The following is a 15,074-nucleotide window of genomic DNA, read 5'->3' on the forward strand; positions in this document are numbered from 1 at the left end:
CAGGGGCAGGGGCGAGCGCCCACAGTTTCACGTGAAACCACTACACGCTGTGACGGCCCCCGGGGCGGCCCTCAGGAGAGTCCCAGGTCCGCCAGGTCATAGGCCGGGAAGTATGGCAGCCCCGTCTCCGCCACCGCGGCGGCCGCGCCCCGGTCCACGATCACGGCCACGCCGACCACCTCGGCCCCGGCCGCGCGCAGCGCCTCCACGGCGGTGAGCACCGAGCCTCCCGTGGTGGAGGTGTCCTCGACGGCCAGCACCCGGCGTCCGGTCACCTCGGGCCCCTCGATGCGGCGTTGCAGGCCATGCACCTTGTCCGCCTTGCGGACCACGAACGCGTCCAGGCGGCTCCCGCGCGCCGCGGCGGCGTGCAGCATCGCCGTGGCCACGGGGTCGGCGCCCAGGGTGAGCCCGCCGACGGCGTCGTAGTCGAGCCCCGCGGTGAGGTCGAGCATCACCTGGCCGACCAGCGGCGCCGCCTCCGCGTCGAGGGAGATGCGGCGCAGATCGACGTACCAGTCCGCCTCCCGCCCCGAGGAGAGCACCACCCGGCCGTGCACCACGGCCTTCTCCTTGATCTGCCGCAGCAGCTCGTCTCGCACGCTCATGGCCCCCGACCCTATGCCAGGCCCTGGCGGGTCCAGGCCCAGCGGGTGGTGATCTCCAGCGGCTCGAGCTCGGTGACCAGCCGGGGGTGGGTGTTGAGCCCGTCGGGCGGCCCGGACTGGGGCTCGACGCACACCGCCTCCGCCGTCTCGTCGTAGATGACGGCCCAGGGCGTGCGGCTGGTGACGGACAGCTCGAGCTGCCCCGGCCAGGTGAGGGTGACGGAGACGCCGTCGGCCATGTGGAAGCAGTCGTCCCACGGGCCGGGGCGCGGCTCGACGCGGCGGCCCGTCGGCAGGTGGTCATCGCCGCGCTCCAACTGCGCATCGGCCGTGAAGTCCAGCGCGACGCCCGGCCCGTCGGGGGTGAGCCGCCGCAGGAACCACGGGTGCCAGCCCGCCTGGGCCGGGAACGAGGCGCCCAGCGTCTCCACGCCCAGCGTGAGCGTCACCCCGCCGCCGTCCTCGTCGAGCTCCACCAGCTGGGTGACGCGCCCGGGCCAGGGCCAGGGGTCGGTCAGCTCGCAGATCAGCGCGGCCGATGTGGGCCGCACGCCGACCGTGCGCCAGGGGCGACGCCTGACGGTCCCGTGGATGGCGTGCGGGGCACCGGCGAGCGGCATCTGATGAATCGTTCCGCCATTGCGGAAGCGGCCATCCCGCATCCGGCCGCACCAGGGGGCCATCACGAACGAGCCGTACCGCTCGCCCTGCCGCAGCACCTCGGTGCCGCCGATCACCAGGGAGGAGATCCGCCCGCCCTCGTCGGGCCGCAGCGTCAACTCGGTCCCGGCGGCGCGGAGTCGCACACCACGGTCGGTGTCATGAGTCGTCACCCTCCCGACGATAGAGGGTCACCCCGGGCCTCGCCCGCGCGGCCGTTCGACGAGCGCCACTTTCGGCGGGCGCCACTTTCGGCGGGCGCCACTTCCGGCGGGCGCCACGTCCGGGGGCGCCGTTCAGCGGCGGCGGCGCAGGGCGCGGGCCACGACGATGGCCGTCGCCACCGCGGCCGCCGCCGCGGGGGCCGCCCAGCGCAGCGTGGCCACGGGGACCGACGTGCGCCCAGGGGCGGGCTCGGGGGCGTAACGGCCGCGCGGCGGCGCGTGGTCCACCTCCTCCGCGCTGCGCCCGATCATCGTGCGGCGCGCGAAGTCCGCCTCGGGCTCGGGGGCCTCCTCCTCGACGCCGGGGTCGAGCGTGGGCGGCGGGATGTCGAGGTCGGCGGGCTCCGCCACGGAGTCCGGCGGGGGCGGGATGCCGGGGATGGCGCGCTCGTTGTCGCCAGGCTCGCCGATGCCGCCGGGCACCGGGGGCCCGCCCTCGGCGGCCGCCCCCTCGGCGGCCGACTCGGCGGCCAGCGCCACCTCGTCGGCGAGCGCCTCGGCGAAACGATCCAGCAGGCGCCGCCCCGCCGCCTCGCGCTGCTGCGGCTCGAACTCGTCGAGGCGGCCCTTGGCCTCCACCGCCCCGCCGAACGCCAGCACCGTCCCCGTGCCGTCGTCCGACGGCCTGGGCACGACGGTCAGCAGCAGCGTCGCCGAGCCGGTGCCGCGGGCCTCGTGGCCCTGCGCCTCGACCGCGAACCCCTCGCCGCGCGGGATGACCGTGAGCCCGCCGCGATAGGTGAGGGAGGAGGAGCCGATCCGCAGCCGCAGCCGCCCGGCGGGGGCCAGGGGGTCGCCCTCGGGGTCGAGCCGGAGCCCGGGCACGCAGCGGGCCGCCCGCTCGGGCTCGCCGAGCGCCCTCGCCACGGCGGCGATGTCACAGGGCAGGAAGACCTCGTGCTCCATGGCGCGGAGCCTACCCACTGCCCGGCGCATAAGGCATGCGGAAGGACACCGAGCCCCGGCTGTCGAGCCGCACGGCCGACCGGGCGCCCGAGCGGCGGATCAGGCCAGCGGCGACCGTGCCCCGAAGGCGCCGGAAGGACGGTCGAGCGCCTCGAGCACCCCCGCGCCCCCGCCGCCCGCCCACAGGACCGTCACCTCGGCGCCCGCCAGGCCATGGCGCTCCCGCGCCTCCCCCACCACCTCGTCCTCGGCGGCCCGCTCGAGCGGCCCCACCGCCGCCGCGCACGCCACCAGCACGCCGATCACGGCGGCGTTCAGCAGGAAGAGGCGCCGCCTGGCCCGCCGCGACAGGTCGCCGCGGAAGAGCCACAGCACCACCACGGCCCCGGCCAGGGCGTTGACGACGCCGGTGGCGAGCGCGGCGTTCATCTGGCCGAGCAGCGGGAGCAGGATGAACGGGAACGCCAGGCCGCCGAGCAGCGCCCCGACGTAGTCGGCCGCTGACAGGTCGGCCACGGCCCGGTCGGCGTCCTGCTCCCTGATGCGCTGGATCAGCGTCATCAGCAGCGGCATCTCCGCGCCGATCAGCACGCCGATGGCGAGCGAGCACGCGACCAGTAACGGGCGCGCGTCGCCGAAGAGCAGGAAGCACAGGTGGAGAAGCGTCGCCGAGCAGCCGCCGATGAGCGCGAGCAGCGCCTCGATCAGCCCGAAGTTGACCGAAGGGCGCACCCGGAGCCGCTTGGCGCCCAGCGAGCCGATGCCCATGGCGAAGACCATGAGCGAGAGCACGACGGACGTATAGGTGACGGTCTCCCCGACCAGGTAGTCCGCGAGGGCGATCAGCTCGAGCTCGTAGACCAGGCCGCAGGCGGCGCAGACGAAGACGGCGGCGAGAACCAGAAAGCGCCCGATCCCCGCCGACACGGGGAGCCCTACGGCCGCCGGACGCGCGGCAGTTGGGCTCTCCGCTTCGGGCGTGTCGATCATGAACCGAACGTTACGTCACACCTCGGGTTCGCCCTGTCACCCACAGGAGTGTACTTTCGGTCGTCGGTCACCGCGAAGACCCGCGTTCTCGTGGTCACCAGGCGGAGCTCCTGGGGATAGGAGTGCCAGGTCCGCCAGTGCACCTGGTCGTCCTTGCGCTGGGCGAGCAGCGCGGTGAAGGCGTTGGGCTCGCCGGGGAAGAGGGCCGCGAGGCCGTGCGGGTGCTCCGCGACGAGGGCGAGCAACTCCTGGGCGCGGCCCGCGAACGAGCCGGCGCTCATGCTCTCGACGCGGGCGGCGAACTCGTACTCGAAGTTCCCCAGGCGCTTGGACACCCCCAGCGGCAGCGGGGTGTTGCTGCCGGGGATGCAGGCGACGGTCTCCGAGCACGTGCCGTCGCGGCGGTCGAGCAGCACCTGGTGCGAGGCGCCGAGCACGCGCAACTGCACGTTGGCGCCGTCGAGTCCCAGGTCGAGGGTGGCGAGCGACGGCAGCGGCTCCCGGCCCAGGGCCCAGGCGAGATCGCTCGCTCGCGTGTCGGTGAAGGCGGTGTGGATCGTGGTGAGCATGGGTCGGCTCCCGCATGCGCGCAGTTGAGGGGCGGCGCCGCCGACCCTCCGGAGACAACGGGACCACCGAATCACGTAACACGCCGCCGCCACAGCGTTTTTACCCAACTTGGCCAGGTTTCCATCCGGTCGGGGACAGGGTGGGTCAGGTGTTCACCCAGGGGTCGCCCGCAATGCGAACACTTATGCCCGATCAACGCGCGGAGACTCGACGGAACGTCCCCTTACGTCCCGTTAAAAACCGAAATGCTGATCACGGCTCTGCGTTCTTCACATCTCGGCTGCACAACGGTCACTGTGGCGCACTTGTTCCCGCACGCGTCTGTGAGGAAGCTCTCGGCAACTTCACACGAATCGGAAGGGCCCGTTAGATGACGCGAATCGGCAGAACGTCGAGGTTCGTCGCGGCCATGCTGGGGGGCGTACTCGTCCTCTCCGCGTGCGGTGGCGACGATGACGACGACGGCGGCGAGGAGAACCAGAGCGGCGGCACCGGTGGCACCGTCACCTACGGAATGGCCCAGCCGTTCCAGGCATACAACAACACCACCGCCTCGGCCAACACGGTGGCCAACGGCCAGGTGACGCAGCAGGTCACCTCCGGATTCTGGACGTTCGGCAACGAGGACGGCCAGCTGATAGAGAACACCGAGTTCGGGACGTACGAGCGGACCAGCGAGGACCCGTTGACGGTGGATTACACCATCAACGAGGAAGCCGTGTGGTCCGACGGCGAGTCCATCGACTGCGACGACATCCTGCTGTGGTGGACCGCGCAGAGCGGCGCCCTCGACGGGCTGTTCTCCGCGGTCGGCACGCAGGGCGTCGAGGACACCACGAAGCCCGAGTGCGAGCCGGGCGACAAGGCGTTCCAGCTCGTCTACGACACGCCGTTCGCGGACTGGATCTACAACGGTCCCGGGCACGGCAACAACACCATGCTGCCCGCGCACGTGGTGGCCGAGCAGGGCGGGCTGAGCTCCGAGGAGTTCCTCGCGGCGCTCAGGGACGACGACGCCGAAGCGCTCCAGGAGGCGGCGGCGTTCTTCAACGAGGGCTGGTCCATCGACGGCGCCCTGCCCGACCCGGCGCTGATCCCCTCGTCGGGCCCCTACGTCATCACCGGCTACGAGGCCGAGCAGTCCGTCACCCTGACGCGCAACGAGAACTACTGGGGTGAGCCGGGCGCCGCCGACACGATCGTGTTCCGCACGATCGCCGAGGAGGAGCAGGTCGCGGCCCTCCAGAACGGCGAGGTGGACATCATCGAGCCGCAGCCCACCGTCGACCTGGCGAACCAGATCACCGGCGCCTCGAACATCGAGTCGCAGGTCGCCGAGGAATACACCTACGAGCACCTCGACTTCAACTTCAACGAGGGCCCGTTCTCCGACTCGCTCCCGCTGCGCCAGGCGTTCGCCCTGTGCGTGCCGCGCGAGACCCTGGTGACCAACCTGATCCAGCCGGTCGTCCCCGACGCCACCGTCAAGGACGTCAGGAACATCGCGCCCTGGGACCCGGGCTACGACATCGCGATCGAGGCGTCGTCCGACTCGCTCGAGGAGCTGGGCACCCAGGACATCGAGGCCGCCCGCGCGATCCTCGAGGCCGAGGACGCGATCGGCACCGAGATCACGTTCTCCACGCTGGACAACCAGCGGCGCAACGACGCGGGCCAGCTGATCACGGCCGCCTGTGAGGAGGCCGGGTTCGAGATCGAGTTCACCGCCGAGCTGGACTTCTTCGACAGCCGCCTGCCCGAGAACCGCTGGGACGTCGCCATGTTCGCGTGGTCGGGCTCGCCCTCGGTCGCCGGCTGGAACTCCACCTACCGCACGGTCGGCGAGTGCTCCCCGACCGGCAAGGGCAACAACAACGGGTGCTACTCGAGCGAGGCGATGGACACCCTGCTCGACGAGATCCTGGTGACCTCCGACCTGGACGAGATCAACCGGATCGCCGGTGAGGTCGAGGCCCTGGCGTGGGAGGACCTGGTGACGATTCCGCTGTACCAGCACCCGGGCATCACCGCCTGGAACCCCGCTGTGCAGAACGTGCTGCCGAACCCCTCGCAGAACGGCATCACCTGGAACGCCGACACCTGGTCGAGAAGCTGACCGAAGGCGCGCTCCGGCCCGCCGCTCGGCGGGCCTGGTCGCCCATGGCTCAGGTCCACGGAACGGCAGAGCACCACTGAACGGCATCGCCCGTTCACGGGGCCGGGGGTCGCCCAGACCCCCGGCCCCGCCTGCTGTCGTCCGGGCCGGCTCCCCCCACCGATCCCTGCTGCCCCGCCCACCGTCCGAACCTCCCTGATGCACCAGGAGTTGCGCCATGCTCGCCTTCATCGTGCGGCGACTCTTCGTCTCGATCTGGGTCTTCCTCGCCGCCTCGGTGGTGATCTTCTTCCTCGCGGTCAACGTGCGTGACCCGCTGTCCGAGGCCCGGCAGCTGCCGGGCCCCGCCCAGGAGTCGGCCATGGCCGAGATCACCGAGCGGATGCACCTGGACGAGCCGACGATCGTCCGTTATTTCCTCTGGCTCGCCGACGTGCTCACCGGCGACCTCGGCGTCAACCGCCAGGGCCAGGATGTCAACGCCATGCTGGAGGGCGCGTTCACCGCGACGCTCCAGCTCGTCACCGGCGCCACCGTGCTCGCCATCGTCGTCGGCATCACCATCGGCGTCGTCTCGGCGCTGCGGCAGTACACCGCGCTCGATCAGACGGTGACCTTCGTCGCGTTCATCTGCTTCTCGCTCCCGGTCTTCTGGATCGGCACGCTGCTCAAGCAGTTCCTCGCCCTCGACTTCAACGACTGGCTCGCCGACCCCACGATCTCGCCGGTGTTCATCGGCGGTATCGCGCTGCTGACCGGCATGGCGTGCGCGTCGATCATCCTCGGCGACCGCAGGACGCGGCTGATCTCCTTCGCCGCCTCCGCCGCCGCCATGGCCACGCTGCTCGCCGTGCTGTCCGCCACCGAGTGGTTCACCGACCCCGGGCTCGGCCCCTTCGTGGTCGCGCTCTCGGCCGCCGCGGGCGCCATCGGCTTCACGACGCTCGTGCGCGGCCTCGAGTGGCAACGCCCGCTCCAGGCCGCCCTGATGACCGCGGGCGTCGGCGTGGTCGCCATGTTCGCCCTCGACCCGGTCCTCGACGACCCCGACGTGCTGACCATCGGCGGCCTCGCCGTGCTGACCGCGGCCGTGAGCGCGGGCATCGGCTGGTACTGGGGCGGCGACCTCTACCGGCAGGCCGCCATCCCGTCCGCCGTCCTCACCGGCCTGTTCACCGGCGCGGTCATCTTCACCGACCGCATGCTGATGAACTTCGACAACTACTCCGCCTCCGTCGGCGGCCGCCCCATCTCCACCGTGGGCGCGGAGACCCCCAACTACGAGGGCACGTTCTGGGAGAGCGGCCTCGACTCGTTCGGCCACCTGGCGCTGCCCACCCTGGCCCTGGTGCTGCTCTCCCTGGCGAGCTACACGCGTTACACGCGCGCCAGCATGCTCGAGGTCATGAACCAGGACTATGTCCGCACCGCGCGGGCCAAGGGCCTGAGCGAGCGGGCCGTGGTCACGCGGCACGTCCTGCGCAACGGCCTCATCCCCATCACCACCCTGGTCGCCTACGACATCGGCGCCATCCTGGGCGGCGCGGTGGTGACCGAGCAGGTCTTCGGCTGGTCGGCGATGGGCTCGCTGCTCTTCACCGGCATCGAACAGGGCGACCCGATGCCGATCATGGCGTTCTTCCTGGTCACCGGCGGCGCGGTGGTCGTCTTCAACATGCTGGCCGACATCGCCTACGCGTTCGTCGATCCCCGCATCCGGCTGTCGTAGAGGAGCTGACCGGTCATGACACAGAATCCGCCGGCGTCCGCGCCGGAGAAGGGCCCCGCGAAGGACCCCGCGAAGGACCCCGCCACGGCAGGGGCCCGACCACCGGGGGCGGCCGACGCCGCCCAGGGCATGGCGGTGGTGGCCCGCTCCCAGGGCCAGCTGGTCCGCCGCCGCTTCCTCCGGCACCGCGGCGCCCTCGCCGGGATGCTGCTGCTGTTCTTCGTGGTGGCGCTCGCGGTCACCTCGATCGGCGCGGGCCCCCTGCCCGGCTGGTGGGACAAGGACCCCACCACCACGGGCAACGTCGTGGGCAACGGCGACCCGACGCTCTCCGTGCTCCCCGACCTCCTCGGCGGGGGCGGCGTCCACCTCGGTGAACACCCCTTCGGCCAGGACAACATAGGCCGCGACTACTTCGCCCTCACCATGCGCGGCACCCAGGTGTCGCTGCTGATCGCCATCATCGTCGGCCTGGTCGCCACGCTCGTCGGCACCGTGATCGGCGCCGCGGCCGGGTACTTCCGCGGCTGGATCGAGGCCGTGCTGATGCGGGTGACCGACGTGGTCATCGCCATCCCCACCCTGCTGATCGCGGGCCTGATCGGCGTCATCATCGCGGACAAGGGCGTGGTCCTCTTCGCCCTCTTCCTCGGCCTGGTGGCGTGGACGCAGATCGCCCGCCTGGTGCGCGGCGAGGTGCTGTCGCTGCGCGAGAAGGAGTTCGTGGAGGCGGCCCGTTCGGTCGGCACCTCGTCCCGCCGGATCATCTTCAAGCACATCCTGCCGAACACGGTCGGCATCATCATCGTGGCCGCCACGCTCACGATCGCGAGCGCGGTGCTCCTGGAGTCGGCGCTCTCGTTCGTCGGCCTCGGCGTGCAGCCGCCCGACACGTCGCTCGGCCGGCTGATCACCGAGTACCGGAGCGCGCTGACCGTCAGGCCGTGGCTGTTCTACTGGCCAGGCCTGTTCATCGTCGCCATCGCGCTCTCGGTGAACTTCATCGGCGACGGCCTGCGCGACGCCTTCGACCCCCGACAGACCCGGGTGCGTGACTGATGTCCCTTCCCCCTGCCACCCCCTCGGTGCCGTCGCCGTCCTCGCCGCTCGACGCCGCGGTCACCGACGCCGCCGATGAGGTCCACACCGCCAGGACGCTGGCCGACTCGAGCCCGCCCACCGACGAGGAGATCCTGACCGTCGAGAACCTGACGGTCGAGTTCCCCACCGACGACGGCCTGGTCAAGGCCGTCCGCGGCGTCGACTACACGCTGCACGCCCGCGAAGTGCTCGGCATCGTGGGCGAGTCGGGCTCGGGCAAGTCGGTCTCCTCGATGGCCGTGATGGGCCTGCTGCCCAAGAACGCCAGGGTGCGCGGCTCCATCCGCTACCGCGGCCAGGACCTGCTGACGCTGCGCCCGAGGGAGCAGCGCTCGCTGCGCGGCCGGAAGATCGCCATGGTCTTCCAGGACCCGATGACGTCGCTCAACCCGGTCCGCAGCGTCGGCGACCAGCTCGCCGAGGCCGTTCTCGCCCACCAGCTGGTGCCGCGCAAGAAGGCCCTCGAGCGGGCGCGGGAGATGCTCGAGCTCGTCGGCATCCCGCAGGCGGGCAAGCGGCTGCGGGCCTACCCCCACGAGTTCTCCGGCGGGATGCGCCAGCGCGTGATGATCGCGATGGCCATCATCAACGACCCGGACATCATCATCGCCGACGAGCCCACCACCGCGCTCGACGTGACCGTCCAGGCGCAGATCCTGGAGAAGCTCCTCGAGGTCAAGGACACGGTCAACGCCGCGATCCTGCTGATCACCCACGACCTCGGCGTCATCGCGGGCATGGCCCACCGCACGCTCGTGATGTACGCGGGCAAGCCCGTGGAGATCGGCGCGACGGACCAGGTGTTCTACGAGCCGCGCATGCCGTACACCGCGGGCCTGCTCGGCTCCATCCCCTCCCTCGAGGGCGAGCGTGACGCGCGCCTGCGGCCCATCGTCGGCACCCCGCCCTCGCTGATCCACCTGCCGCCGGGCTGCCCGTTCTCGCCGCGCTGCCCGCTGGCGAGCGACATCTGCCGCGAGGACGAACCCGCCGTCACCGACACCGGCGACGGACACCACGCCGCCTGCCACCACAGCGACAAGCTGGCCGAGGCGGCGGACGCCACCGCGTTCTTCAAGGAGGGCCGATGACCACGCCGAGCGAGCCGACCGCTCTCGAGAAGGACACGGCGGACGGCGGATCCGACGAGCTGCTGAGCGTCTCCGACCTGGTCGTCAACTTCCCCGTCAGGGGCGGCGGCCTGATCCGCAGGATCACGGGACAGGTCCAGGCCGTCAGCGGCGTCTCGTTCGGCGTGGGCCGGGGCGAGACGCTCGGCGTGGTGGGCGAGTCGGGCTGCGGCAAGTCCACCACGGGCCGGGCCGTCCTCCAGCTGATCAAGCCCACCTCGGGCTCGGTCCGCTTCGAGGGCCGGGAGATCACCACGCTCACCGGCAACGCGCTGCGCCAGGTGCAGCGCAGCGCGGGCATGGTGTTCCAGGACCCGTACGCGTCGCTCAACCCCAAGCTGCCGGTCAACGACATCGTCGCCGAGCCGCTCAAGGTGGCGGGCCGCTGGCGTTCGGGCGGCAAGGAGCGGGTGGCCGAGCTGCTCGAGCTGGTCGGCCTCAGCCCCGAGCACGGCAACCGCTACCCGCACGAGTTCTCGGGCGGCCAGCGGCAGCGCATCGGCATCGCCCGCGCGCTGGCCCTCGAGCCGCGGCTGCTCGTGCTCGACGAGCCGGTCTCGGCGCTCGACGTCTCCGTGCAGGCGGGCATCGTCAACCTGCTCGAGGACCTCCAGGACCGGCTCCGCGTCGCCTATGTCTTCATCGCGCACGACCTGTCGGTGGTCCGCCACATCTCCGACCGCGTCGCCGTGATGTACCTGGGCCGGATCGTGGAGACGGGCACGCGCGAGGACGTGTACGAGCGGCCCTCGCACCCGTACACGCAGGCGCTGCTCTCCGCCGCGCCGCTGGCCGACCCCAGGAAGGAGCGCGCCAGGAAGCGGACGGTGCTGACCGGGGACGTGCCGAGCCCGCTCGACCCGCCGAGCGGCTGCCGTTTCCGCACCCGGTGCTGGAAGGCGCAGGACATCTGCGCGACCGAGGTGCCCGAGCTGGTCGACCGCGGCTCGGGGCACCCGGTGGCGTGCCACTTCGCGGAGGACCAGGCGGTCATCCCGGAGACGGTGTAGGGGGGAGGGACGGCGTAGCGGGGGCGCGGCCCCGGGCCCCCGTGCGCCCGGGGCCGCCGTCCAGGGCGCACCCCTCTCAACCGGGCGGCAGCGGCCTGTGGTTGAGGATGGCCTGCTGCGTGCCGCGCAGCCTGGGCCCCGGCAGCAGGCCGTGGTCCACCAGGCGGCGGTTGGCGCGCTGGTAGACCGCGAGCGCGGCGCTGCTGTCCCCCGCCTCGTGCAGCGCCCGCATGAGCAGCTGGTAGGCCGACTCGTCGGTGGGGTGGCCCACCAGGTGCTGGCGCAGCAGGTCCTGCGCGCGGGCGTGCCGACCGACCCCGAGCGACAGCTCGGCGAGCTGGAGCGTCGCGCGCCGTCTGTGCCCGTTCATCCGCTCCACCCAGCTCTCCAGCACCGGGCCATGGGTGAGCCCGCTGAGCGCGGGCCCGTGCCACAGGGCGAGCGCCCGCCCGAGCAGCTCCTCCCGCTCCCCCGGCGACCCCGCGTTCTCGGCGCGGTCGAGCAGGTCGAGGAACGCGTCGGAGTCCAGGAGCGCGCCGGGCAGCGCCAGCTCGTACGAGCCGGGCAGCGTGCGGACCGCGCCGCCGCCGAACCTGCGGCGCAGGAGTCCGATGTAGCCGCGGATGTTGGCGACCGCGGACTCGGGGCGGCGGTCCCCCCACAGCTCGGCCGCGATCCGCTCCAGCGTGACCGGCCCGTCGGCGACCAGCAGAAGGGCGAGCAACGCGCTCGGCTTGGGCCACATCGGCCGCAGCGGCGCGCCCTCGTCCCGGTCGAACGAGAACAGCCCGAGCAGCCGGAACGTGGTGGCGGGCGCCGGCGCGAGTGTGAGTGACACGGACACGAGACATCACCGTTCCCAGGAACCTGCGGGGAGGGAGGAGGGAGCCGATCATGCCGAAGGTCCCTGAGCGGAATCTTGACGGAAGCTGACACGGCGATCGGCGCCCCGGTCGACGGGCCGGGGCCCTCACCGCGCGCTGATCCGGCGATTGGCGCGGCGTCCCCAGGGGTGAACGCCGTCGCGGGCTTGTTCCTTAGCGGTATATAACCGAACTTCTTCGGGGGATGTCGGTGGGACTTCCAGGGGATGGGACGAGCTGAAAGATGGTTGACATACGGCTGCTCGGTGCCGTTGAACTCCGGGCACCAGACGGCAGCAGGTTCGAGCTGGGGCCGCCCCAGCAGCGGTGCGTGCTCGCGCTGCTCGCCATGACGCCGGGGCGTCCGGTGACGACGGAGACCCTGATCGACCGGGTCTGGCCTTCGGATCCCCCGGCGAACGCGAGGGACGCGCTGTACACGTACGTCTCCCGGCTGCGCCGGGTGCTCGGGCGCGCGGGGGGCGGCGCGGGGGCACCGGCGGTGCGCCGGAGCGCGGGGGGCTATCTGCTGGACATCCCGCAGGACCGCATCGACCTGCACCGCTCACGCGGCCTGGTCAGGCGGGCGCGGGAGGCGCGTGCCGCGGCCGTGGGGGCGGCCGGGACGCGGCGGGCGGCCGAGCTGCTCGGCGAGGCCGCGGCGCTGTGGCACGGAACGCCGCTCGCCGGGCTCAAGGGGGAGTGGGCGGGGCGCGCGCGGATCGGGCTCGAACGCGAGCTGGTGACGCTGCTGACCGACCGCTTCGCCATGGAGCTGCGGCTCGGGGGGCACGCCGAGGCGGTCGGGCCGCTGTCCGCCGCGGTGCTCGACCACCCGCTGGCCGAGCCGCTCGTCGAGCAGCTGATGACCGCGCTCTACCGGTCGGGGCGGCAGGCGGACGCGCTGGCGGCGTACGCGCGCGCCCGGCAGCAGCTGAGCGAGGACCTGGGCGAGGAGCCGGGGCGCGCGCTGCGGGAGCTGCACGAGCGCATCCTGCGCCGCGACCCCGCGCTCGACCCGCCCGCGCCGCAGGGCGCGGCCCAGGGCGCGCCCCCGGGCGCGCCGGAGGTGCCGCGCGCCCCCGTGCGGCCCAGCCAACTGCCGCCCGACCTGCCCGCGTTCACCGGAAGGCACGAGGCGCTGGCGCGCCTCGGCGGGCTGCTCCCGCGCGAGGGCGGCGGCCCGCGGGCGGCGGCCGTCGCGACGATCAACGGCACCGCGGGCATCGGCAAGACGGCGTTCGCGGTGCACTGGGCGCACCAGGTGGCGGAGCACTTCCCGGACGGGCAGCTCTATGTGGACCTGCGCGGCTTCGCCCGCGCGCAGGAGCCGCTCGACCCGTCGGACGCGCTGCGCGGCTTCCTGTCCGCCCTCGAGGTGCCGCCGCGGCGCGTGCCGCCCGACGTCGACGGACAGGCCGCGCTGTACCGCAGCGCCCTGGCGGACAAGCGGATGCTGGTCGTCCTCGACAACGCCAGGGACGCCGAGCAGGTCCGCCCGCTGCTGCCGGGATCGCCCGGCAGCCTCACCGTGGTGACCAGCAGGAACCGCCTGCTCGGCCTCGTCGCGTCGCTGGGCGCGCGGCCGCTCGGGCTCGACCTGTTCACGCGGGACGAGGCGTGGCAGATGCTCGCCGACCGCCTCGGACCCGAGCGGGTCGCGGCCGAGGCGGCGGCGGTGGACGCGATCATCGCGCGCTGCGCCCGGCTGCCGCTCGCGCTCGCCGTGGTGGCGGCCCAGGCCGCGGCGGCGCCCGAGCGCCCCCTGGCCGAGCTGGTCGAGGGGCTCGCCTCGTCGGAAACGCTCGACGCCTTCGCGGGGGAGGCGAACGACGCGGTCACCGACCTGCGCGCCCTGTTCTCATGGTCCTACCGGGCGCTGAGCCCGCCCGCCGCGCGCCTGTTCCGGCTCGTCGGGCTGCACCCGGGGCCCGACCTCGGCGTCGCGTCGGCCGCCGCCCTGACCGGTCTCACGCCCCGGCACACCAGGGCGCTGCTCGGCGAGCTCGCCAGGGCCCAGCTGGTCACCGAGCGGAGCGGCGGGCGTTACACGCTGCACGACCTGCTGCGCGCCTACGCCGCCGAGCTGACGGCGCGCCATGACGGCGCGCCCGCGAGGCGCGCGGCCACGCGCCGGGTGCTCGACCACTATCTGCACTCCGCGCACCGGGCGTTCATGCGGTTCACGCCCCAGTGGCGGCAGCAGCCGGGGCTCGGGCCGCCGCCCGCGGGCGTCGAGGGGGAGACGTTCGCCGACGAGGCCGAGGCGCTGGCCTGGGTCACCACCGAGCGCGCGACGCTGATCGCGGCGGTGGAACGGGCGGCCGCCGACGGGTTCGACCGGCATGCCTGCGGACTGGCCTGGGCCATCGCCGGGTTCCTCGACCGGCAGGGCAGCTGGCACAGCCTGGCCGCCGTGCAGGACATCGCGTTCGCCTCGGCGCTGCGCCTCGGCGACCTGGCGGAGCAGGGCCGCGCGCTGTCGAGCAAGGCCAGGCTCGCGGCCCGGCTCATGCGCTACGACGAGGCCCTCGGCCTGCTGCGGGACGCGCTCGACCTGTTCGAGGCGGTCGGGGACGGGCACGGCCAGGCCGAGACGTTCCAGCACATCGGGTTCGTCCTGGAGAACTCGGGCCGACTGGCCGAGGCCCTCGACGCGGTGCACCGCGCCCGCGAGCTCCACGAGGGCCTGGCGAACGACCGGGGCGTCGCCCGGGCGCTCAACGTGATCGGCTGGCTGCTCGGCCTCCAGGGCAAGCACGAGGAGGGCCTCGGCCACTGCCAGGAGGCGCTGTCGCTCCAGGAGGACCAGGACGACCCGCTCGGCCTCGCGGCCACCCTGGACAGCCTCGGCTACATCCACCACCACCTCGGCGCCTGGGACGAGGCGGCGCACAGCTTCAAGCGGGCCCTGGCCGTGCTGCGCGGCCCGGTCCTCGGCGAGCGCATGCTGGAGTGCATCGTGCTGCTCCGCCTCGGCGACACCTACCGGGCGATCGGCGACACGGACGCGGCGCGTGAGGCGTGGCTCGCGACGCTGCGCATCGCGGAGGACCTCGGCAGCTCCGAGGCGGACGAGGCGCTGGAGAGGCTGCGGGAGCTGGCGGAGGCCCCTGCCCCGCGCGGGCCCTGAGGAAGCGTCCGGCGCCGTGGACCGCCACGGCGCC

Annotated in this window: 11 protein-coding genes and 1 pseudogene; 6 read left to right on the forward strand and 6 right to left on the reverse strand. The window is 73.0% G+C overall.

Going from position 1 to position 15,074, the window contains the following annotated elements:
* Positions 1-71: 71 nt before the first annotated feature.
* The 5 genes and pseudogenes from pyrE to D7318_RS03660 all read right to left on the reverse strand — a co-directional run bounded on the left by pyrE (position 72) and on the right by D7318_RS03660 (position 3,957).
* Positions 72-608, reverse strand: a complete 537-nt coding sequence (gene pyrE / locus D7318_RS03640; RefSeq protein WP_120695370.1) for an orotate phosphoribosyltransferase — start codon at positions 606-608, stop codon at positions 72-74.
* A gap of 11 nt (positions 609-619) precedes the next feature.
* On the reverse strand, positions 620-1,441 hold the full coding sequence (locus D7318_RS03645; RefSeq protein ID WP_230423315.1) for an aldose epimerase family protein: 822 nt from the start codon (positions 1,439-1,441) through the stop codon (positions 620-622).
* Between the two features lie 123 nt (positions 1,442-1,564).
* The gene (locus D7318_RS03650; RefSeq protein ID WP_120695372.1) at positions 1,565-2,398 is read right to left on the reverse strand and encodes an SRPBCC family protein; all 834 of its coding nucleotides are present in this window, start codon (positions 2,396-2,398) and stop codon (positions 1,565-1,567) included.
* A gap of 159 nt (positions 2,399-2,557) precedes the next feature.
* Positions 2,558-3,388, reverse strand: a pseudogene (locus D7318_RS03655) (spermidine synthase); the annotation flags it as partial.
* Positions 3,385-3,957, reverse strand: coding sequence for a DUF2617 family protein (locus D7318_RS03660; protein WP_120695373.1), 573 nt, complete (start codon positions 3,955-3,957; stop codon positions 3,385-3,387). The pseudogene D7318_RS03655 and the gene D7318_RS03660, both read right to left, overlap by 4 nt.
* Before the next feature lie 410 nt (positions 3,958-4,367).
* Between D7318_RS03660 and D7318_RS03665 the strand changes: the two genes are divergently transcribed.
* The 5 genes from D7318_RS03665 to D7318_RS03685 all read left to right on the forward strand — a co-directional run bounded on the left by D7318_RS03665 (position 4,368) and on the right by D7318_RS03685 (position 11,044).
* Positions 4,368-6,074, forward strand: coding sequence for an ABC transporter family substrate-binding protein (locus D7318_RS03665; protein ID WP_230423316.1), 1,707 nt, complete (start codon positions 4,368-4,370; stop codon positions 6,072-6,074).
* 217 nt (positions 6,075-6,291) lie between these two features.
* A complete protein-coding gene (locus D7318_RS03670) occupies positions 6,292-7,803 on the forward strand; it encodes an ABC transporter permease (protein WP_120695375.1) in 1,512 nt (503 codons plus the stop codon).
* A 15-nt stretch (positions 7,804-7,818) separates the two neighbouring features.
* The gene (locus D7318_RS03675) at positions 7,819-8,862 is read left to right on the forward strand and encodes an ABC transporter permease (protein WP_120695376.1); all 1,044 of its coding nucleotides are present in this window, start codon (positions 7,819-7,821) and stop codon (positions 8,860-8,862) included.
* Positions 8,862-9,995 carry an ABC transporter ATP-binding protein gene (locus D7318_RS03680; protein WP_120695377.1) on the forward strand — a complete coding sequence of 378 codons (1,134 nt, stop codon included), beginning with the start codon at positions 8,862-8,864 and terminating at the stop codon, positions 9,993-9,995. Before D7318_RS03675 ends, D7318_RS03680 begins: the two co-directional genes overlap by 1 nt.
* Entirely contained in the window at positions 9,992-11,044 is a 1,053-nt protein-coding gene (locus tag D7318_RS03685; RefSeq protein WP_120695378.1) for an ABC transporter ATP-binding protein, read from the forward strand. The genes D7318_RS03680 and D7318_RS03685 overlap by 4 nt, the downstream gene beginning before the upstream one ends.
* A 76-nt stretch (positions 11,045-11,120) precedes the next feature.
* Here the strand turns inward: D7318_RS03685 and D7318_RS03690 are convergent, their stop codons facing one another.
* Complete coding sequence (locus D7318_RS03690) at positions 11,121-11,888, reverse strand: AfsR/SARP family transcriptional regulator (protein ID WP_120695379.1); 768 nt, start codon at positions 11,886-11,888, stop codon at positions 11,121-11,123.
* Positions 11,889-12,151: 263 nt separating this feature from the next.
* Here D7318_RS03690 and D7318_RS03695 point away from each other — a divergent pair, with 263 nt between their 5' ends.
* Positions 12,152-15,040, forward strand: coding sequence for an AfsR/SARP family transcriptional regulator (locus D7318_RS03695; protein ID WP_120695380.1), 2,889 nt, complete (start codon positions 12,152-12,154; stop codon positions 15,038-15,040).
* Positions 15,041-15,074 lie beyond the last annotated feature (34 nt).

Origin of the sequence: Streptomyces radicis, assembly GCF_003626575.1 — a bacterium.
GTDB classification, from domain to species: domain Bacteria; phylum Actinomycetota; class Actinomycetes; order Streptomycetales; family Streptomycetaceae; genus Streptomyces; species Streptomyces radicis.